General features: G+C 65.2%; 19 protein-coding genes. 4 read left to right on the top strand and 15 right to left on the bottom strand.

Features of this window, described 5'->3' with window-relative positions:
• Positions 1-29: 29 nt before the first annotated feature.
• Together CYJ10_RS01585 and CYJ10_RS01580 are read right to left on the bottom strand one after the other, a co-directional pair.
• Positions 30-1,211, bottom strand: a complete 1,182-nt coding sequence (locus CYJ10_RS01585; protein WP_101679823.1) for an isovaleryl-CoA dehydrogenase — start codon at positions 1,209-1,211, stop codon at positions 30-32.
• Positions 1,212-1,358: 147 nt separating this feature from the next.
• Positions 1,359-1,784, bottom strand: coding sequence for a MerR family transcriptional regulator (locus CYJ10_RS01580; RefSeq protein WP_101679822.1), 426 nt, complete (start codon positions 1,782-1,784; stop codon positions 1,359-1,361).
• 177 nt (positions 1,785-1,961) lie between these two features.
• Between CYJ10_RS01580 and CYJ10_RS01575 the strand changes: the two genes are divergently transcribed.
• Complete coding sequence (locus CYJ10_RS01575; protein ID WP_101680372.1) at positions 1,962-3,038, top strand: MBL fold metallo-hydrolase; 1,077 nt, start codon at positions 1,962-1,964, stop codon at positions 3,036-3,038.
• Here CYJ10_RS01575 and CYJ10_RS01570 read toward each other — a convergent pair.
• The 5 genes from CYJ10_RS01570 to argS all read right to left on the bottom strand — a co-directional run bounded on the left by CYJ10_RS01570 (position 3,035) and on the right by argS (position 8,307).
• Entirely contained in the window at positions 3,035-3,889 is an 855-nt protein-coding gene (locus CYJ10_RS01570) for a helical backbone metal receptor (protein ID WP_101679821.1), read from the bottom strand. The two genes, CYJ10_RS01575 and CYJ10_RS01570, sit on opposite strands and share 4 nt — an antisense overlap.
• Complete coding sequence (locus tag CYJ10_RS01565) at positions 3,889-4,686, bottom strand: SDR family oxidoreductase (RefSeq protein WP_101679820.1); 798 nt, start codon at positions 4,684-4,686, stop codon at positions 3,889-3,891. The genes CYJ10_RS01570 and CYJ10_RS01565 overlap by 1 nt, the downstream gene beginning before the upstream one ends.
• A 256-nt stretch (positions 4,687-4,942) precedes the next feature.
• Entirely contained in the window at positions 4,943-5,581 is a 639-nt protein-coding gene (locus tag CYJ10_RS01560; protein ID WP_101679819.1) for a thiol:disulfide interchange protein DsbA/DsbL, read from the bottom strand.
• 113 nt (positions 5,582-5,694) lie between these two features.
• Positions 5,695-6,432, bottom strand: coding sequence for an SPOR domain-containing protein (locus CYJ10_RS01555; protein ID WP_101679818.1), 738 nt, complete (start codon positions 6,430-6,432; stop codon positions 5,695-5,697).
• 54 nt (positions 6,433-6,486) lie between these two features.
• Positions 6,487-8,307 carry an arginine--tRNA ligase gene (argS, locus tag CYJ10_RS01550; RefSeq protein ID WP_101679817.1) on the bottom strand — a complete coding sequence of 607 codons (1,821 nt, stop codon included), beginning with the start codon at positions 8,305-8,307 and terminating at the stop codon, positions 6,487-6,489.
• A gap of 185 nt (positions 8,308-8,492) precedes the next feature.
• Here argS and CYJ10_RS01545 point away from each other — a divergent pair, with 185 nt between their 5' ends.
• A complete protein-coding gene (locus CYJ10_RS01545) occupies positions 8,493-8,813 on the top strand; it encodes a DUF1840 domain-containing protein (RefSeq protein WP_101679816.1) in 321 nt (106 codons plus the stop codon).
• A gap of 310 nt (positions 8,814-9,123) precedes the next feature.
• Here the strand turns inward: CYJ10_RS01545 and CYJ10_RS01540 are convergent, their stop codons facing one another.
• On the bottom strand, positions 9,124-9,543 hold the full coding sequence (locus CYJ10_RS01540; RefSeq protein WP_101679815.1) for a DUF883 family protein: 420 nt from the start codon (positions 9,541-9,543) through the stop codon (positions 9,124-9,126).
• A 72-nt stretch (positions 9,544-9,615) separates the two neighbouring features.
• Positions 9,616-9,780 carry a DUF1328 domain-containing protein gene (locus CYJ10_RS01535; protein ID WP_066734861.1) on the bottom strand — a complete coding sequence of 55 codons (165 nt, stop codon included), beginning with the start codon at positions 9,778-9,780 and terminating at the stop codon, positions 9,616-9,618.
• A 281-nt stretch (positions 9,781-10,061) separates the two neighbouring features.
• On the opposite strand from CYJ10_RS01535, the gene CYJ10_RS01530 reads away from it, so the two are divergent.
• Positions 10,062-11,453: a sensor histidine kinase gene (locus CYJ10_RS01530; RefSeq protein WP_101679814.1), complete on the top strand. Its 1,392-nt coding sequence runs from the start codon at positions 10,062-10,064 to the stop codon at positions 11,451-11,453.
• Positions 11,454-11,527: 74 nt separating this feature from the next.
• Here the strand turns inward: CYJ10_RS01530 and CYJ10_RS01525 are convergent, their stop codons facing one another.
• From CYJ10_RS01525 to CYJ10_RS01505, 5 genes are all read right to left on the bottom strand, one after another.
• A complete protein-coding gene (locus tag CYJ10_RS01525) occupies positions 11,528-11,935 on the bottom strand; it encodes a response regulator (RefSeq protein ID WP_066734857.1) in 408 nt (135 codons plus the stop codon).
• A 69-nt stretch (positions 11,936-12,004) separates the two neighbouring features.
• A complete protein-coding gene (locus tag CYJ10_RS01520) occupies positions 12,005-12,637 on the bottom strand; it encodes a response regulator (RefSeq protein ID WP_101679813.1) in 633 nt (210 codons plus the stop codon).
• A gap of 304 nt (positions 12,638-12,941) precedes the next feature.
• Positions 12,942-13,337 carry a hypothetical protein gene (locus tag CYJ10_RS01515; protein ID WP_101679812.1) on the bottom strand — a complete coding sequence of 132 codons (396 nt, stop codon included), beginning with the start codon at positions 13,335-13,337 and terminating at the stop codon, positions 12,942-12,944.
• Between the two features lie 327 nt (positions 13,338-13,664).
• A complete protein-coding gene (metH, locus tag CYJ10_RS01510; protein WP_101679811.1) occupies positions 13,665-16,412 on the bottom strand; it encodes a methionine synthase in 2,748 nt (915 codons plus the stop codon).
• Between the two features lie 33 nt (positions 16,413-16,445).
• A complete protein-coding gene (locus CYJ10_RS01505; RefSeq protein ID WP_101679810.1) occupies positions 16,446-17,513 on the bottom strand; it encodes a homocysteine S-methyltransferase family protein in 1,068 nt (355 codons plus the stop codon).
• A 249-nt stretch (positions 17,514-17,762) separates the two neighbouring features.
• Between CYJ10_RS01505 and CYJ10_RS01500 the strand changes: the two genes are divergently transcribed.
• Positions 17,763-18,155 carry a rhodanese-like domain-containing protein gene (locus CYJ10_RS01500; RefSeq protein ID WP_101679809.1) on the top strand — a complete coding sequence of 131 codons (393 nt, stop codon included), beginning with the start codon at positions 17,763-17,765 and terminating at the stop codon, positions 18,153-18,155.
• A gap of 73 nt (positions 18,156-18,228) precedes the next feature.
• Here CYJ10_RS01500 and CYJ10_RS01495 read toward each other — a convergent pair.
• Positions 18,229-19,595, bottom strand: a protein-coding gene (locus CYJ10_RS01495) for an IS3 family transposase (protein ID WP_101679808.1) whose coding sequence is annotated in 2 segments (ribosomal slippage) — positions 18,229-19,118 and positions 19,118-19,595 — 1,368 coding nt in all. Because the reading frame shifts where the segments join, the coding sequence is not laid out codon by codon here.
• Between the last annotated feature and the right edge of the window lie 51 nt (positions 19,596-19,646).

Raw genomic sequence — 19,646 nt, 5'->3', positions numbered from 1 at the left:
CCGAACGCCTCCGGGATCACTTTTCCGCTTTACATCGTCTCCGCGAACAGTTCGCGGCCAATCAGCATGCGGCGGATTTCCGATGTCCCCGCACCAATCTCGTACAGCTTGGCGTCGCGCCACAGGCGGCCCACCGGGTATTCGTTGATATAGCCGTTGCCGCCCAGGATCTGCACCGATTCGCCGGCCATCCAGGTCGCCTTCTCGGCCGTGTACAGGATCACCGCGGCGCAGTCCTTGCGCACCTGGCGCACGTGGTCGGTGCCCAGCGAATCCAGGTTCTTGCCCACCGTGTACAGGTAGCTGCGGGCGGCCTGCAGCGTCGTGTACATGTCGGCCACCTTGCCCTGGATCAGCTGGAATTCGCCGATGCTCTGGCCAAACTGCTTGCGATCGTGGATGTACGGCGTCACCACGTCCATGCAGGCCTGCATGATGCCAACCGGGCCGCCCGACAGCACTGCGCGCTCGTAGTCCAGCCCGCTCATCAGCACCTTGGCGCCGCTGTTTTCGGCTCCGAGGATGTTCTCCACCGGCACCTCCACGTCCTGGAACACCAGTTCGCCGGTGTGCGACCCGCGCATGCCGAGCTTGTCGAGCTTCTGCGCCACCGAGAACCCCTTCATGCCCTTTTCGACGATGAAGGCCGTCATGCCGCGCGCACCCAGGTCGGGCTCGGTCTTGGCGTAGACCACCAGCACGTCGCAGTCCGGGCCGTTGGTGATCCACATCTTGGTGCCGTTCAGCACGAAGCGGTCGCCCTTGAAGTCCGCGCGCAGCTTCATGCTGACCACGTCCGACCCGGCGTTCGGCTCGCTCATGGCCAGCGCGCCAATCCATTCGCCCGACACCAGCTTCGGCAGGTACCTGGCCTTCTGCGCGGCCGTGCCATTGCGGTGGATCTGGTTCACGCACAGGTTCGAGTGGGCGCCGTATGACAGGCCCACGGATGCCGACGCGCGGCTGATTTCCTCCATCGCGATCATGTGCGCCAGGTAGCCCATGTTGGCGCCGCCGTACTCCTCGGCCACGGTGATGCCCAGCACGCCCAGGTCGCCCATCTTCTTCCACGCGTCCATCGGGAACTGGTCGGTGCGGTCGATCTCGCCGGCGCGCGGCGCCAGTTCGGCCTGGGCCCAGCTACGCACCGATTCGCGCAGCATCTCGATGTCTTCGCCAAGGTCGAATTTGAGGCCGGGAAGTTCGGTCATGGTGTTGTCTCCTGGTTCTGTCGCTGGTTCTGTCGCCAGTGCTGTCGCGGTCGGCGCAGGGTTCGGTATCGGTGTGTCGAGCTATTTTATTGACGTTTACGTAAACGTCAATTGGAGTTGCCACGAAGTGCCGGCTTCGCGGCAGGATCAGGCCGTGTGGGTGTGGCCGGCGCCATGGTGTGTGGCCAGCAGCGTCTTGCACTGGCGTTCATGCTGGTCGATCTCAGTTAGCTGGGCCTGCAGGTCTTCCAGTTGCCGCTCCAGCGTGCCGCGATGCTGGGCCAGCAGATGCAGAAAGCGTTCAAGCTGTGGAGCCGTGTCGCGCGGCGACTCATACAGATCCAGAATTTCGCGGATCTCGTTGAGAGTAAGCCCTAACCTTTTGCCGCGCAGCGTGAGCTTCAGGCGCGTGCGTTCGCGGCCGTTGTAGACGCGCTTGCGGCCGCTGGGCCCCTCCCGGTCTGGCGACAACAGGCCCTGGTCCTCGTAGAAGCGGATCGCACGCGGCGTCACTTCAAATTCGCGTGCAAGATCGGTAATCGTGTAGGTGGCGGAAGATGGCTGAGCCGACATATGGCGTCCTGCAAAAAATGAACGGTCGTTCGCGGATTCGTTGCATCATCAACTTTTTCGTCTAAGATGACGTGCAGGGTTCGCGAATTGACGTTAACGTTAGCGTCAACTGCTTCGCATGACAATCCGAACAAGAGCGTGCCCGCCGAGTACGCCGATATCGACGAGACAAACCCCATGAACGCACTCGAACATCAGCTTCAATATCCGTTTGGCGACACCATGCCCGATCCGGGCACCCGCCAGGAGGTCGCGCCGGGCGTGTACTGGCTGCGCATGCCGCTGCCTTTCGCGCTGGACCACATCAACCTGTGGCTGCTGCGCGACCGCATCGACGGCCGCGACGGCTGGACCATCATCGATTGCGGCATCACCAACGACACCATCCAGGCCCATTGGGAAACCATTTTCGCCAATGAACTGGAAGGCTTGCCCGTGCTGCGCGTGCTGGTCACGCATTGCCACCCCGACCACGTCGGCCTGGCGCACTGGATCTGCAAGAAGTGGGACGTGCGGCTTTGGATGAGCCTGGGCGACTATATGTCCGCCCGTGTCATGGCGGGTGGCTCGGGCGTCGGATCCAACGCCGGCGGCGACTTCGCGGCCAGCCACTTCGCGCGCCACGGCCTGACCGACCCCGACAACCTCGAAAAGCTGCGCGCCCGCAAGAGCTACTACCCGTCGCTGGTGCCCGACCTGCCCACCCAGTACCGCCGCCTGATGGACGGCGACACCGTGCGGATCGGCGCCGACCCGGCCACGGCATCGTGGCGCGTCATCACCGGGTACGGCCACGCCCCCGAACACGTGGCGCTGTACAACGCGGCCACCAATGTGCTGATCTCCGGCGATATGGTGCTGCCTCGTATTTCGACGAATGTCAGCGTGTTCGACATGGAGCCCGAAGCCAATCCGCTACAGCTCTATCTCGATTCGCTGGGCAAATACGGCGACCTGCCCGACGACGTGCTGATCCTGCCGTCGCATGGTCGGCCGTTCCGCAATCTCCACACGCGGATCCAGCAGCTGCGCGAGCACCACGTCGACCGCCTGGCCGAGACGCTGGCCGCCTGCGCGGAGAAGCCGTGCAACGCGCACGACATCGTCGGCGTGATCTTCCGCCGCCAGTTCGACATCCACCAGCTGACGTTCGCGATGGGCGAGGCGCTGGCGCACCTGCACGCGCTGTGGCATCGCGACGAACTGGTGCGGCAGGTGGGCGACGACGGCGTCGTCCGCTTTACGAAGGCCTAGAACCCTTCCGCCAGCGTCTTGAGGTAGCGCGCGCCGGCCACGGCGCGGCTGCCGTACCACGACAGCATCTCGCCATCCACCAGCAGCACCGGCTTGCCGATCTGCCGCTCCAGCGCGTCCGCGTGGTCCTCGGTGAAGCGGTACGGCTCGGTGGACAGCAACACGACGTCCAGATCGCGCACCAGTGCGTCGCTCCAGCGGAAGGTTGGATAGCGCTCGCCAGCCGCATTCGGGCGGCTGCAATCGCCATCGACGCACGCCTGCGGCGCCGCGTCCGGCCAGGTGACCCAGTTCACCAGTGCCAGCATCTGGCTGATATAGGTCTCACGCGACACCGTCATCCACGGGTCCTGCCAGATCGCATAGAGCACGCGGCGCGCGGGCCATGGCCGGGCGCGCAAGGCATCGAGCGCATCCCGCAGGTCGGCCGCCAGCCGGGCCGCCTCGGCCTGCCGTCCGAAAATGCCGCCCAGCAGCGCATAGAGCGCGAAATTGTCTTCGGGCCGGCACGGGTGGGTGACGATCACATGCGGCACGAAGCTTCGGATTTCGTCTACGGTCTCGCGCCGGTTTTCGTCGATATTGACGATCACGTGCGTGGGCGCCAACGCACGCAGGCGGTCGAGCCTGACGTCCTTGGTGCCGCCCACCTTCGCCACCGCACGCACGGCCGGTTCCGGATGGATGCAGAAGCCGGTGCGCGCCACGATGCGGTCAGCCAGCCCCAGGTCGAACAGCAACTCGGTGATCGACGGCACCAGCGACGCGATGCGCACCGTGCCGGCCACGCCGTCGGCGCGATCGGCGCCTTCCGCCGGGCCATGCACCTGGCCGACCGCATCGGTCCACATCACGCGCTCCGCGACTGGCGCGGCTTGCGCGGCGCGCGCCGGAACAGTGCGTCGTAGAGCCAGCGCGGCATCACGTGCAGCATCGACGCCACGACGCCCATCTGCCACGGAATCACCGCAAAGCGGGTGCCGGCGCCGATCTTGCGGATGGCCTTGCCCGCGAACACATCGGCGTCCATCAGGAACGGCATCTTGTACGGGTTATGCGCGGTCATCGGCGTACGGATGTAGCCCGGCGCGATGGTCACCACGCGAATCCGCTCGTGCGACTGCTCCAGCCGCAGACTCTCCAGCAGCTTGATCACGGCCGACTTCGATGCGCTGTACGCGCCGCCCCCCGGCAGGCCCCGCACGCCCGCCACGCTGGCGATGCCGACCAGCGTGCCGCGCCAACCGTCCGGCCCGGCCGGCTGCGCGCGCATCGGCTCCAGAAATGGCTGAAATGTGGTCAGCGTGCCAAACCAGTTGGTATCCATCACCGTGCGGAAGACTTCCAGGTCCTCACGCTCGCTGGCGACGGTACCCACCGAGACGCCGGCGTTGGCGATGACCACATCGGGACACCCGACATTCGCCAGGAAGTCGGCCGCCGCCGCGTTCATGGCGTCGGCATCGCGGACATCGACGGCGTAGACGCGCACGGCGGCGGGATTGGGCAGGTTGCTGGCAAAGGCGCGAAGCGCGTCCTCACGTCGGCCCACCAGGCCAAGCGTCGCGCCCTGCGCGGCGTAGGCGCGCGCCAGCGCCTGGCCAATGCCGCTGGACGCGCCGGTCAGGAAGATTTTCTGGGAGTTCATGGGTGGGAATATAGCTCGGGTGGCAACGGAAACTCTGGCCCTCTCCCCCGCGCCGCTTTCACAAGCGGGTGAGGGAGACAGAGACCACCGGCGGCATCTCAGAGTGCCCGAGGGTTGCACCCCCCTCCCGCGCCGCGGGAGCGGGGTTGGGGGAGAGGGCCGGCGCGTCAAATTGCCACATCGGCCCAAAACAAAACAGCCCGGTGCATCGGCTGCACCGGGCTGTTGGCGTCGATCCGGCCGGGAAGGCGGTCGATCAGAGCTTCTTGTCGCGCACGCCCGTGACCAGGAAGTCCATCGCCTGGATGGCGGCGGACTTGGTACCGGCGATCGACGGCGAGGTCTCGTACTTGCCTTGCACCACCACGGTCGGCACGCCATCGATCTTGTAGGCGTCGGCAATCTTGTTGGCGCGCTGCGAGTTGGTGGTCACCGAGAACGAGTTGTAGGTGTCCAGCCACTGCTTGCGGTCGATGCCGTTGGCAGCCATGAAATCAGCGATTTCGTTGGTGTCCACCATGCGCTTGCGCTGCTTGTGGATGGCATCGAACACCTTGGTGTGCATGGCGTCGATCTTGCCCAGCGACTCCAGCGCGTAGAAGATCTTCGTATGCGGCAGCAGGTCGTCGCGGAAGGCCACCGGCACGCGCTTGAACACCACGTCCTTGCCCTGCTTCTTGATCCACGCTTCCAACTCGGGCTCGAAGTCGTAGCAGTGCGGGCAGCCGTACCAGAAGAACTCGGTCACCTCGATCTTGCCAGCCGGCACCGGCTGCGGGGCTTTCAGAACCGTGTAGTCCTTGCCTTCCGTCGGCGCCGCCATGGCGGCGGGCGCGGACATCAGCAGGCCGCCTACGGCGGCAGCGGTGGCGATCAGTGCGGCGATTTTCTTCATGTCAGAAGGGCCTTACGGGTTGAACTTGCTCGACGAGCGATTGGATAGCGTCTATGACCAGCGCGGCGGCACATGGTTCGCACCCGTGCCCCAGCTCAGAATATTTCGCCAGATTACTGCTTCGTGAAACGGATCACCGAAGCGTCGAAACCGGCCGTTTGCAGACGGTCGCGCGCGCGGTTCATGTCCTCGATCCGGTTGAACGGCCCCAGACGGACGCGGTACATCTTGACGCCATTGACGTCGCGGTCGGTCACCTTGGCCTCGAAGCCCTGCATGGCCAGGTTGGCCTTCTGGCGGTCGGCATCGTCCTGCGAGCGGAACGCGCCCACCTGCAGCAGGTAGCCCACCTTGTTGGCATCGGCCTGGGCAATCTCGGCGATGGGGTCGGCCACCGGCTTTTCGGCGGGACGCGCCGCGGGCTTTTCCGCCGGCTTCTCGGCCGGCTTGCTGGCCACCGTGCCGTTGCTGGGCGGCACGTCGGCCGGACGGCTGGTCGCCATGGGCGGCTGCGCGGCCGGCTGTTCGGGCTGGCCCACCGGCTTGGCGGGTGTCTTGCTCCACAGCGGCTTGTTCGGATCGGCGGGCTCGGCGCCCGGCTGGGCCTGCTGCGGCTGCTGGGCCGGGTTGGGCAGCGTGCTGGCCACGTTGCCCGGCTCGGTCGGACGCGGCGCCGGGCCGCTGTTGCCATTGCCCTTGAACGGCGCCGGCGACTTGGTGATGTACAGCGCGATGACCACGGCAATGGCCAGGCCGACGATCAGCCCGAGCACCAGGCCCAGGAACGTGCCGCCACGCTGCGTCTGGCGATGGCGGACGGCGCGCGGGGCGCGCTTTGCATTGTGTTGCATGTAGTCCTCTTCGGTGATGCCGGGGATTATAGAGCCAGTCCGATGACGCGAAGTTCAAGCCGCGGGCGTTTCCTGCTCCGGGGCACGGTCCATCCGTTGCGGCGCCGATACGCCGATCACGTTCAGGCCGTTCTTGAGCACCTGCCGGGTGGCGGCCAGCAGCGCCAGCCGGGCGCGCTTGACCGTCTCGTCGTCCACCAGCACGCGGTCGGCGTTGTAGAACGCGTGGAAGTCGCCCGCCAGGTCGCGCAGGTAGAACGCCACGGCGTGCGGCGCCAGTTCGCCGGCAGCCGCGGCCAGCATATCCGGGAACTCGGCCAGGCGGCGGCCCAGCGCGATGGCCTGCGGGCTCACGTCGGCGGCGGTCACGGCCGCCAGGTCGACGCTGGCCAGTTCGGGCAGGCGCGCCTGCCAGTCGGCGCCGCCCCAGGCCTCGAAGATCGAGCAGATGCGCGCGTGGGCGTACTGCACGTAGTACACCGGGTTCTCGTCGTTCTGCTTCAGCGCCAGGTCCACATCGAACACGAACTCGGTGTCGGCCTTGCGCGACAGCAGGAAGAAGCGCACGGCGTCGCGGCCGCGCGTGAAGTGCGCGGGCCAGTCGGCCACGCCGGCCTCCAGGCAGCCACGGATGGTCTCGTCGCCGCCGTTGCTCCACTCGATCAGGTCGCGCACGGTCACATAAGAGCCGGCGCGCTTGGAGATCTTCACCTCCTCGCCGTTCTTCATCACAGTGACCATCTTGTGCAGCACGTAGTCGGGGTAGCCCTGGGGAATGCCGATATCCAGGCCCTGCAGGCCGGCGCGCACGCGGGCGATGGTGCCGTGGTGGTCGCTGCCCTGCACGTTGATGACCTTGGCGAAGCCGCGTTCCCACTTGGTGGTGTGGTACGCCACGTCCGGCACGAAGTACGTGTACGTGCCGTCGCTCTTCTTCATGACGCGGTCCTTGTCGTCGCCGTCGTCAGTGGTGCGCAGCCACAGCGCGCCTTCGCTCTCGTACGTCTTGCCGCGGCCGATCAGCGACTGCACGGCGCCTTCCACGCGGCCGTCGCTGTACAGCGACGACTCCAGGTAGTAGCGGTCGAACTTCACGCCGAACGCCTGCAGGTCGATGTCCTGCTCGTTGCGCAGGTAGGTCACGGCGAACTTGCGGATCGACTCCACGTCTTCCACGTTGCCCGACGCCGTCACCGGCTCGCCATCCGATGCCGAGACCGTCTTGCCGGCCAGGAAGTCGGCGGCGATGTCGGCAATGTAGTCGCCGTTGTAGGCCGACTCGGGCCAGCCGGCGTCGCCCGGCTTCAGGCCGCGCGCCCGGGCCTGGACCGACACCGCCAGGGTGTGGATCTGCACGCCGGCGTCGTTGTAGTAGAACTCGCGGTGGACCTTCCAGCCCTGCCAGGCCAGCAGGTTGGCCAGTGCGTCGCCCAGCGCGGCCTGCCGGCCGTGGCCGACGTGCAGCGGGCCGGTGGGGTTGGCCGACACGAACTCCACCAGTACCTGGCCATGCTCGCCGGCCGGGCGGGCGCCGTAGCGGTCACCGTCGCCCAGCACCGCGCGCAGCACCTCGGCGCGGGCCGCCGGGGTCAGGCGCAGGTTGATAAAGCCCGGACCGGCGATCTCCAGGGCCGCCACCAGCGCCGATGCGCGCGGGTCGGCCTTGACCGCGTCCACCACCTTCTGCGCCAGTTCGCGCGGATTGGTCTTCAGCGCCTTGGCCACCTGCATGGCGATGTTGCAGGCCAGATCGCCGTGCGCGGCCTGCTTGGGGCGCTCGAACGTGACCGCGGGCAGGGCGGCGTCGGCCGGGGCAAGCGCGCGCACGGCATCGGTGAACGCGGCGGCGAGTTGGGAGGTCTGAACAGGCAGCATGGATATCTGGGCCTTGGAAAGCTGGAATGCGACCGGGGTTCGGCGGGGCAAAAAGTGAAGGCCCCGCCGCGTGAACCGGCAGTGGAAATCGGGAAACGCGGAATTTTATCAGGTGCTATGCTGACATCATGCGATGACCTGTGCGCCCCGCGCCAGTCATGTCGCCACTCGTGAAAGGAAACATCATGCTGATCACCTTCAAATCCCACGCGGCGCAAGACCTGATCATGATGAAGGATCTTGCCATCACGCTGCTTGGCATCATCGGCAAGCATCTGGGCGAGCGCGGGGTGATCACGACCGAGGAAATGCCGGCGGCGATCCGCAAGCTGGAAGCCGCTGTCCAGGACGCCAAGAAGGTCCATCCGGCCGACACCACGGTGCATCCGGGCCCGGACGACGACCGGGAAGAGGAACCGCTGCACCTGGGGCAGCGCGCCTATCCGTTCCTGGACATGCTGCGCCTGTCGCAGAAGGAAGGCACTGACGTGATGTGGGGCGTCTGAGCCAGCATTCTCCGGCCTGACCGTTGCCCCTCGGCGCAGCTGCGCGCGGCGCCGATACCCGCCTCTGACCGGCGGCCCGCCCGGCCGCCCGCCCCGATTCGCCTCCCCCTAGAAAGCTAATTGAAAGGTTGCCGCCATGCATGCGTGGCGCCCAAAAAAAGAACCCGGACACCGCTTGGTGCCCGGGCGTCCCGGATCAGGGATATATCCGGAAAGGGGGTTGCTGCAGGCGTAAGGCGTGAAAGAGGAATACCCCTTGAACGACTGATTCCCTGCGTATGACTCCCTGCGTATCTGTGTATCCGTGGCGCTAGTCGCCGCTGCGCCGGCCGGCCAGCATCAGGCCGATACAGGCGCCGACCAGCGCGGCCACGCCAACCGCCTTCAGCGGCGAGTCCACCACGCGCTGCCGGCCATGGTCGACGGCCACGTCCATCTGGTCGCGTGCCCAATGCATGCCGTCGCGGCTGCGTTCGCGCATGCGGTCGCTGAGTTCGTGAGCACGGGCGCGCAGGCGGCGGCCAGCGGCCATGCCTTCGGCGGAGCCTTCGTGCGCCAGTACGTCGATGGTTTGCTGGAGTTGCGCGATCAGCGCCTTCACCTCGTCCGAAACCGGCCCCACCGCATCGCGGGTATCACGGGCGGCATGCCGGATCTGGCGTACGGCCGAATCGGCGTTGTCTTGCAGATGGTTGATTTCCTTGCGGATCTTTGGATTCTGCGTGAGCATGGGTACTCCTATGTCCAGTCCCTGGCGGAGTTGCCTGCCCGTCCCCCGGTCAGGCAACGCGTGCTGCTGCGCTTACCGGCGGCGCACCAGCCCCATCACGGCCGCTACCAGCGCCACGACCAGGAAGATAAAGAACAGGATCTTCGCGATTTCCACCGCGCCGGCTGCGATACCACCGAAGCCGAAGATGGCCGCCACCAGGGCGACAATGAAAAAGACGAGTGCGTAATACAGCATGACCAGTCTCCCGAGGTTAGCGAGCGCACCCGGCCTGGTGGCTGGTGGTGCGTTCGGCTTGCGCCACGGTGCGCAAGCTCATAGCCTCATCGTAGGGTTCCACCCTTGGACCGCACACCGATTCCAGACCGATTCAGATGTCAGCCAAGTCCTACAGCCAGCGCCGCTTCGCGCCGGATGCGGTACGCGTGCGGCCCCGGTACGATTGACCGCTACATGGCGATGTGATTCCATGGCCGCTCGTCCGCCCCGGCACGCGGCGCATCAACCAGTGACTTCCGATGGCCAAGCATTCCCTACTCCTGAGAAACACCCTGCTGCTCGCTGGCGGCATCGTGCTGACACTGGCCGTGCTGATCGCATCGGAAACCGGAAACCTGCGCCTGCGCGAGGGCTACACCGAAGCCATCCGCTCGCAGCAGCTGCAAAGCGACCTGGGCGACCTGATCGCCGAACTGGTCAATGCCGAGGCCGGCCAGCGCGGTTTCCTGCTGACCGGCAAGGAAAGCTACCTCGACCCGTACTACAAGGCGCTGCCCCACATCAGCGAGCTGATGTCGCGCATCCGCCAGCACTACGCCAATGATCCCGAAGGGCTGCGCCAGTTCGGCGAGGCGTCGCAGTTCGTCACGCGCAAGCTCAACGAAATGGCGCTGACGCTGGTCTACGGCAAGCGCGACGTCGACGTGGCGCTGGACATGATTCGCACCGACTTCGGCAAGCAGACCATGGAAAGCGCGCGGCGCGGCCTGGAACACCTGCAGGTGCGCGAATCGGGCACGGTCACCCACAACCTCGAAGCCGCCGAGCACGACCTCCAGTTGTCCCGCTACGGCATCGGGCTGCTGACCGCGATCAACATCCTGCTGCTGGTGGCGGTGGGCATGGGCCATCAGCGGCGCATGACGATGGCCGAGGCCGCGCGCGAGCAACTGGAAGAGGAAAGTGCGCGGCTGGACCGCAAGGTGCGCGCACGCACGCGCCAGCTGTCGGCGCTGGCGGCCCACTTGCAGCGCGTGACCGAGGACGAGAAGACGCGCCTGTCGCGCGAGTTGCACGACGAGCTGGGCGCCATCCTGACCGCCATCAAACTCGACCTGCACTGGGTGAAGATGCGGGTGCAGGAGACGCACCCCGAGGCGCGCGACAAGATCACGCGCGTGATGCAACATGCCGACCAGGCCATCCAGATCAAGCGCCGGCTGATTGAGGACCTGCGCCCCACTGTGCTGCTGAACCTGGGCCTGCGCGAAGCCATCGTGCAGCAGGTGGAAGACGTGGGCGCCCGCAACCAGTGGGAAACCCAGGTCGACCTGCCCGAGTCGCTGCCGCCGCTGCGCGACAACGCGGCCATCGCGCTGTACCGGATCGTGCAGGAATCGCTGAACAACGCCAGCAAATACGCCGAAGCGCAGCACATCTCCGTGTCGCTGGCCTGCACCACGCAGCAACTGACGCTGGCCATCCGCGACGACGGCCGCGGCCTGCCGCCCGATTTCGATGCCGGCACTACCGCCGGCCATCACGGCCTGCTGGGAATGGAACAGCGGGTGCTGGCGCTGGGCGGCACGATGCACGTGGATTCGGCGCCCGGCAAGGGGGTGTCGATCCGCGTCGAAGTGCCATTGACCACGTCGGTGCTGGCGCCTCCCGAAGAGACCACCGAGGCCTGAGCGTACGGCCCGGGCGATCCGGGGCCGTGATCTTCGGCCGGCTTCGTCAAATTGCTATCTATGAAGCTACGAGGTTACGAGGCGGAGGTCGCGTAGTCCTCGATCACGCGGAACACCTGTTCCAGTTCGAGCGACTTGTCGAAGAAGTAGTCGGCGCCGGCCTCTGCGCACTGGCGCCGGTACATCGATACCTGCGCATGATTGGTGTAGACGATGCGGATGCCGGACAGGCCGGCCTTCTGCATTTCGCGCAACACGTTGATGCCGTTGCCCTGGCGCAGCTGCAGGTCGACGATCGACACATCGTACTGGCCATGGGTGGCCAGCTTGACCGCGCCGCTTTCGGTATCGGCCCAGTCCACCGACTCGACGAACGGAAAAGCCGTCAGATATTCCAGCAGCATGCCCCGCAATACTTCGGAGTCCTCGATCAGGAGGACCCGCAGCGAACGGTTCGAGGAGGCCGTGGCTTGCTCCGGCATGGCGCTTGGCAACTGTCAGGCGAAGAGATAGACGATTAACGGTTCTGGCACGATGAATACAAAGCCGGCCTATTCCACAAGCCCGTTCTTGATGGCGTAGTAGGTCAGGTCGGCATTGGTCTTCATGCCCATTTTCTCCAGGATGCGGGAGCGGTATGTGCTCACGGTCTTCACACTCAGAAATAGTTCATCAGCGATCACCGAGACCGACTGGCCGCGTGACAGCTTGCAGAAGATCTGGAATTCGCGCTCGGAAAGCGTCTGGTGCACCGGCTGTTCGGTCGGCTTGTCGAGCCCGCCGATCAGCAGGTCTGCCACGGTGGGGCTCACGTAGCGGCGGCCCTGGGCCACCGTGCGGATGGCCTTGACCAGATCGTCCGGTGCGGATTCCTTGGTCAGGTAGCCCGAGGCACCGGCACGGATCAGGTTGATCGCGTACTGGTCTTCGGGGTATGTGGACAGGATCAGTACCGGCAGGTTTGGCAACCGCTGTCGGATCAGTTTCAGCACATCGATGCCGTTTCGGTCCGGCATGGAAATATCGAGTACGAGTACGTCGAACTCGCTATCGCGCAACTGCGCCATCACTTCGTCGCCGCTGGCGGCTTCGCCCGTCACCTTGATGTCGGGCTCGTCTGAAATGAACTGGCGCAGACCGGCGCGCACGATCTCGTGATCGTCGGCGATCAAGACGCGGATCATCGGTGTCTCCACGGTGAGAAGGGCGGCCCGCGTGCCGAAGCACGGCCCGGGCCGGTTTCCTGCATTGTAGTGCCCGCGCGACGCTGAATATGTCGGTGTCAGGCTGACATGACGCGCCACGGCGACAACCGCCAGACGGGCCAACCTCGGCTGCGGCGGCGGCGGGCCGACGAGAAATGCTGCAGCGCGGCGCAGCAGGATCGGCGCCAAACGCAAACGGACGCCCGAAGGCGTCCGTCAGTCCATTTGCTTTCAGCCGGGATGGGGCGGTCTGGAGGGGCCCGCCCGGCATCCCGTCATGCGGTTACTGGATCTTCGTCCCCGCATCGGCGCCGGCCCCGGCATTGGCGCCCAGTTCCTTGTCACCCTTCTTCGTCTTGGCCTTGGCATGGCCGGTGTGCTTGCCCTTGTTTTCCTTTTCGGTCGGCGTCGACGACAGCGAGGTGTCGGCGCCGGCCTTCGCACCCAGGCTGGCCTTGCTACCCGGATCCGCCGAACTTGGGCTGGCCGGTGTCACCGCGCCACCGGCCGCGCCGCCGGCGTTCAGCCCCGCGTTCGGGCTGGCATTCGGCGAGGGGGCGTTCACAGAGGCGCCGACGCCCGCTTGGGTGCCGGCCGTGGCACCAGTGCCTTGGGCCATCGCAAACGACGAGGCGGCGGCAATCGACAGGGCGGACAGGGAGATCAGCAGCTTCTTCATGGGAGAGACTCCTTTACTGAATGCTCCGCAGCGAAACATTCGCTACGGCATTCACGCGGTGTCACGTGAACTGGGTTCCAGTCTATGGAGCCGGCCGCGACCGGTCTGTGAGCACTTGTCAGGTTCTGTAAGCAGTCGTGAAGACATTGCAAACATTGCCAGCCGACGCCCCGCATGCCGCGCCGGATAACGTATTCGTCGTATTTCCCTTACGTTTCAATGGCGGTGGCAACGGCATCGCCAACAAGCGGGCCATAAAAAAACCGGGGCGCCGCTGTCACGCGGCGCCCCGGTCATTGCAACTGCTTACAGCTGCAGCGATGCTGCTTACAGGTTCGGTGCCAGGGCACGCTCCAGCGTCGTCCGGTCTTCGCCGCGACGCGCCACCATGTCGTCGAGCTGGTCCTGGCCGATCTTACCCACGCTGAAGTACGTCGAGTCAGGGTGCGACAGGTAGAAGCCGCTCACCGACGCGGCAGGCGTCATGGCCAGGCCCTCGGTAATGCCCATGCCGATCTCGGCGGCGTCCAGGAACTCGAACATCGGCGCCTTGACGGTGTGCTCGGGGCAGGCTGGATAGCCGGGCGCCGGGCGGATGCCGCGGTACGCCTCGGCGATCAGCTGGTCGTTGTCCAGCGTCTCGGCGGCGTCGTAGCCCCAGAGGTCGGTCCGCACGCGGCGGTGCAGGCATTCGGCGAAGGCCTCGGCCAGGCGGTCGGCCAGCGACTTGAGCATGATTGCGCTGTAGTCGTCGTGATCGGCCTCGAATTGCGCTTCCTTCTTGTCCACGCCAATGCCGGCCGTGACCGCAAACACGCCAATGTAGTCGGCCACGCCGCTCGCCTTGGGCGCGACAAAATCGGCCAGGCAGCGGTTGGGGCGGCGCACGCCGTCCACCACCGGGCGCTCGCTCTGCTGACGCAGGTTGTTCCAGGTCATCGCCACCTTGCTGCGCGACTCGTCGGTGTAGATCTCGATGTCGTCGTCGTTGACCGTGTTGGCCGGCAACAGCGCCATCACGCCGTTGGCGGTCAGCCAGCGGCCCTGGATCAGGCGGGCCAGCATGCTCTTGCCGTCCGAATACACGCGGCGTGCCGACTCCCCAACGATCTCGTCATTGAGGATGTCCGGGAATTTGCCGGCCAGGTCCCAGGTCTGGAAGAACGGACCCCAGTCGATGAAGTTGGCCAGTTCCGACAGATCGTAGTTGCGGAACACGCGCCGGCCGATGAATTTCGGCTTCGGCGGCACGTACTGGCTCCAGTCCATCGGCGTCTTGTTGGCGCGCGCCACGGCCAGCGACACCATCGGCGTGGCCTTCTTGTTCGCGTGCTGCGTGCGGATGCGGTCGTAGTCGGACTTCAGATCGTCCAGGTACTTTGCCGCGCCCTCGTCGGACAGCAGGCTCGATGCCACGCTGACCGAGCGCGAGGCGTCCGGCACGTAGACCACCGGGCCCTCGTAGTTCGGCGCGATCTTGACCGCCGTATGCACGCGCGACGTGGTGGCGCCGCCGATCAGCAGCGGAATCTTCTTCACGCGGAAGTAATCGTCGCGCTGCATCTCCGAGGCCACGTAGGCCATTTCTTCCAGCGACGGCGTAATCAGGCCCGACAGGCCCACGATGTCCGCGCCCTCGACCTTGGCACGCGCCAGGATCTCGTTGCACGGCACCATCACGCCCATGTTCACGACTTCAAAGTTGTTGCACTGGAGCACCACCGACACGATGTTCTTGCCGATGTCGTGCACGTCGCCCTTCACGGTGGCGATCACGATCTTGCCGCGTGCGCGCACGTCGCCGCCGGCCTCGGCCAGCAGGCGTTTCTCTTCCTCGATGTACGGCAGCAGGTGCGCCACGGCCTGCTTCATCACGCGCGCGCTCTTGACCACCTGCGGCAGGAACATCTTGCCCGCGCCGAACAGATCGCCGACGATATTCATGCCGTCCATCAGCGGGCCCTCGATCACCTCGATCGGGCGTCCGCCGCGCGCCTCCACCTGCTGGCGCACTTCCTCGGTGTCCTCGACGATGAACGTCGTGATGCCGTGCACCAGCGCATGGGCCAGGCGCTCGCCCACGGGCACCGGCGCCTCGGGCGTGCCGCGCCAGGCCAGGTTCTCTTCCTTCTTTTGGCCGCCGCCCTTGAAGCGGTCGGCAATCTCCAGCAGGCGGTCGGTGGCGTCGTCGCGGCGGTTCAGCACCACGTCTTCCACCCGCTCGCGCAGTTCGGCGTCGAGCTGGTCGTACACGCCGAGCTGGCCGGCGTTGACGATGCCCATGTCCATGCCCGCCGCGATGGCGTGGTACAGGAACACGGTGTGGATGGCCTCGCGCACCGTGTCATTGCCGCGGAACGAGAACGACACGTTTGACACGCCGCCGCTCACCTTCGCGTACGGCAGGTTCTGCTTGATCCAGCGCGTGGCTTCGATGAAGTCCACCGCGTAGTTGTTGTGCTCCTCGATGCCCGTGGCCACCGCGAAGATGTTCGGGTCGAAGATGATGTCCTCGGGCGGGAAGCCCACTTCATTCACGAGGAAGTCGTAGCTGCGCTTGCAGATCTCGGTCTTGCGCTCGAACGTGTCGGCCTGGCCTTTTTCGTCGAACGCCATCACCACGCTGGCCGCGCCATAGCGGCGGATCAGCGTGGCGTGGTGGCGGAACTGCTCCTCGCCTTCCTTGAGCGAGATCGAGTTCACCACGGCCTTGCCCTGCACGCACTGCAGGCCGGCCTCGATGACGTCCCACTTGGACGAGTCGATCATGATCGGCACGCGCGCGATGTCCGGCTCGGACGCGATCAGGTTCAGGAACCGGACCATCGCCGCCTTGGAGTCGAGCATCGCCTCGTCCATGTTGATATCGATGATCTGGGCGCCGTTCTCGACCTGCTGGCGGGCCACGGCCAGCGCCTCGTCGAACTGGCCGTTCAGGATCATGCGGGCGAATGCCTTGGAACCGGTGACGTTGGTGCGCTCGCCGACGTTGACGAACAGCGTGTCGTCATCGATCGAGAACGGCTCCAGGCCGGACAGGCGCATCGGACGCGGGGGCAGGTTTTTCTGGCTCATGATGTCTCTGGATCTATGCGGTGCGTGCGATGTTCAGGCGGCGGCCTGTTCGGTGTCTTCACGGTACTGGCCCGGCCAGGCACGCGGCTTCTTGTCGGCCACGCGCTTTGCAATGGCGGCAATGTGGTCCGGCGTGGTGCCGCAGCAACCGCCCACCAGGTTCACCAGGCCCGAGCCGGCGAACTCTTCGACCAGCGCCGACGTGACCTCGGGCGTTTCGTCGAAGCCCGTGTCGCTCATCGGATTCGGCAGGCCGGCGTTCGGATAGCACGACACCGCGGCGTCGCACACCTTGGCCAGTTCGGCGATGTACGGACGCATCAGCGTGGCGCCCAGCGCGCAGTTCAGGCCGAACGTGACCGGCTTGGCATGGCGCAGGCTGTTCCAGAACGCTTCCACGGTCTGGCCCGACAGGATACGGCCCGATGCGTCGGTCACGGTCCCCGAGATCATCACGGGCACGCGTTCGCCGGTGTCCTCGAACAGTTGGTCGATGGCGAACAGCGCCGCCTTGGCATTGAGCGTGTCGAAGATCGTCTCGACCAGGAACACGTCGGCGCCGCCCTCGAGCAGGCCGCGTCCTTGTTCGTAGTACGAATCGCGCAGGGCCTCGAACGTGATGTTGCGCGCGCCGGGGTCGTTGACGTCGGGGCTGATGCTGGCCGTCTTCGGCGTGGGGCCGAACGCGCCGGCCACGAAGCGGGGCTTCTCGGGCGTGCTGTACTTGTCGCAGGCGGCACGCGCCAGGCGGGCGGCCTCGACGTTCATCTCGTACGCCAGCTCCGCCATCTTGTAGTCTTCCTGCGCCACGCTCGTGGCGCCGAACGTGTTGGTCTCGATCAGGTCGGCGCCCGCGGCCAGGTATTGCTCGTGGATCTCACTGATGACCTGCGGACGCGTCAGCAGCAGCAGTTCGTTGTTGCCCTTCACGTCGATCGGATGGTCAACGAAACGCGTGCCGCGGTACTCGGCCTCACCCAGCTTGTAGCGCTGGATCATCGTGCCCATCGCGCCGTCGAGAATCAGGATACGTTCACGCAGCAGCCGGGGCAGGCTGGCGGCCCGGGTATAGGGGCGGGGGGCGGATTTGACAGCGCTCATGGTGGGGCCTGGTTGTGATGCGTGCACCCGGCCGGCTGGCCGAATGCGCTAATTTGGGCAAGAGGGCGATTTTATCAGGTAGATCAATGGATTGCGGGAAGGCGCCTGGCGGCCCGCCGCGCCCGGCGCGGTTGTCAGCCGGCGACACCCCGCCTACACTAGGAGACGTATTCGCCACGAATATCCGCCGCGATTGGCCTTCACTTCCGTCCGCTATCGTTTGCTTTCGTCCGATTTTCGTCAGTTCCCATGCAACACTTGAGCCCCAACGACGCCCTGACGCTGCTCGGCAGCGAGCCCGACGCACTGTTCATCGACTGCCGCAGCGAGATGGAATACCTGTTCGTCGGCCATCCGCAAGGCGCCCACAACGTGCCCTGGAACGACGGCCCCGACTGGGAGGTCAATCCGCACTTCGTCCAAGCCGTGAAGAAACTGGCCGGGCAGGTATCGGCGCGGCCGGTGGTGCTGATCTGCCGCAGCGGCAACCGGTCGTCGGCGGCCGCGCGTGCGCTGGAAGGCGCCGGCTTCGCCACCGTCTACAACGTGCTGCACGGCTTCGAGGGCGATCTCGACACCCACCGACACCGCAATACGGTCAACGGCTGGCGCCACGAGGGACTGCCGTGGGAACAATACTGAAAGCGCGCGCGTCCCGCGCCCAATGAAAAACGCCCGCTTGGCTGAACTGACCCCGTAAAGTTGGACGGGTAAGTTAGGCCGCGAAGGGCTGAGTCCTGTATTGCACGGGGCTCAGCCCTTTTAGTTTGAGCTTGATGCGGTCGTGATTGTAGTACCGGATGTATTCGGCTATGCCTTTGCGCAGTTGGTCGATATCGGCGAAACGCTCAAGCCGGAAGCATTCTGACTTGAGCGTGCCGAAGAAGCTTTCCATGGCCGCGTTGTCCAGGCAGTTTCCCTTGCGAGACATGCTCTGTTGCAAGCCTCGTGCGGCCAGCTTTCGGCGATACGCCGCCATTTGATAGGCCCAGCCCTGATCCGAATGGAGCAAAGGGGCTTCGCCGGGTCGCAGCTTCCGCAATGCCTTGTCGAGCATCTCCCGGATCAATGCGAAGTCGGGCCGCTCACTGGTTTGCCAAGCGATGATCTCCCCGTTGTATAGGTCCAGGACGGGCGAGAGATACAGCTTCTTGCCGCCTACGTTGAACTCGGTCACGTCCGTCACCCATTTCTCATTCGGTTTGCTCGCCTCGAACTCGCGCTGAAGCAGATTAGGGGCGACTCGCCCCACCTGACCTCGGTACGAGCGGTACTTCTTGGGCCGCACGAGCGACTTCAACCACAACACCGACATCAGCCGTTGCACGGTTTTGTGATTGATCAACGTCCCCGTCTGACGCAGCGTTGCCGTAATCCGGCGGTAGCCATATCGGCCCTTGTGCTCGGCATACACACGTTGGATGCGCTCCTTGAGTTCCCCGTGACGATCTCCGGCCTTGCTTGCCGTGAGTTGGTAGTAGAACGTGCTGCGCGCCAGAGCGGCGATCTTGAGCAGGATTGGCAGCGGGTGATGCTCGCGCAAGGCGTTCACGACTTGCGCTTTTTCTTTGGCGCCGCTTGCTCCTTGGCCCGGAGCAGGGCATCCAACTTTTTTAGGTACGCCACCTCCGCGCGCAGATACTCATTCTCCTTGAGCAAATCCTCGCGCGAGCGCTCGTTTTGAGCCGGCTCCGGAGTGAGTTGGGGATCCTGCTTGGGCTGGGACATGTTGGGTGGCCGGCCTTTGCGGCGCGGCTTGAGGGCATCGATACCGCCCTCATGATACTGGCGTTCCCACCGGCTGACTCCGCCGGTATCGCGCAAGTCGAAGACAGCACTGGTCTGCGCATAAGACAACTCGTGGCGCCACATATGATGCAGCACCGCTAGCTTGAACTCGGCACCAAAGGCTTCATGCTTCTTGCGCAGCCCGGCTTCTCCATGATGCTCCCAGGCACTGATCCAGCGACGAACTATAGACCTGTCTATCCCATGCTTCTCGCTCAAAGCCGTGGTCGATATCGTCCCCGACAAATGTTCCCTAACCACCTGACGCTTGAGCGCCTCGTCGTACTTCGTCATGAAAAACACCCCAAAGGTTGGATCTATGTCCAACTTTTGGGGTGCAGTTCA

The organism is Cupriavidus pauculus (genome assembly GCF_002858765.1).
GTDB classification, from domain to species: Bacteria; Pseudomonadota; Gammaproteobacteria; order Burkholderiales; family Burkholderiaceae; genus Cupriavidus; species Cupriavidus pauculus_B.
This window is presented reverse-complemented; position numbering and strand designations above follow the sequence as displayed.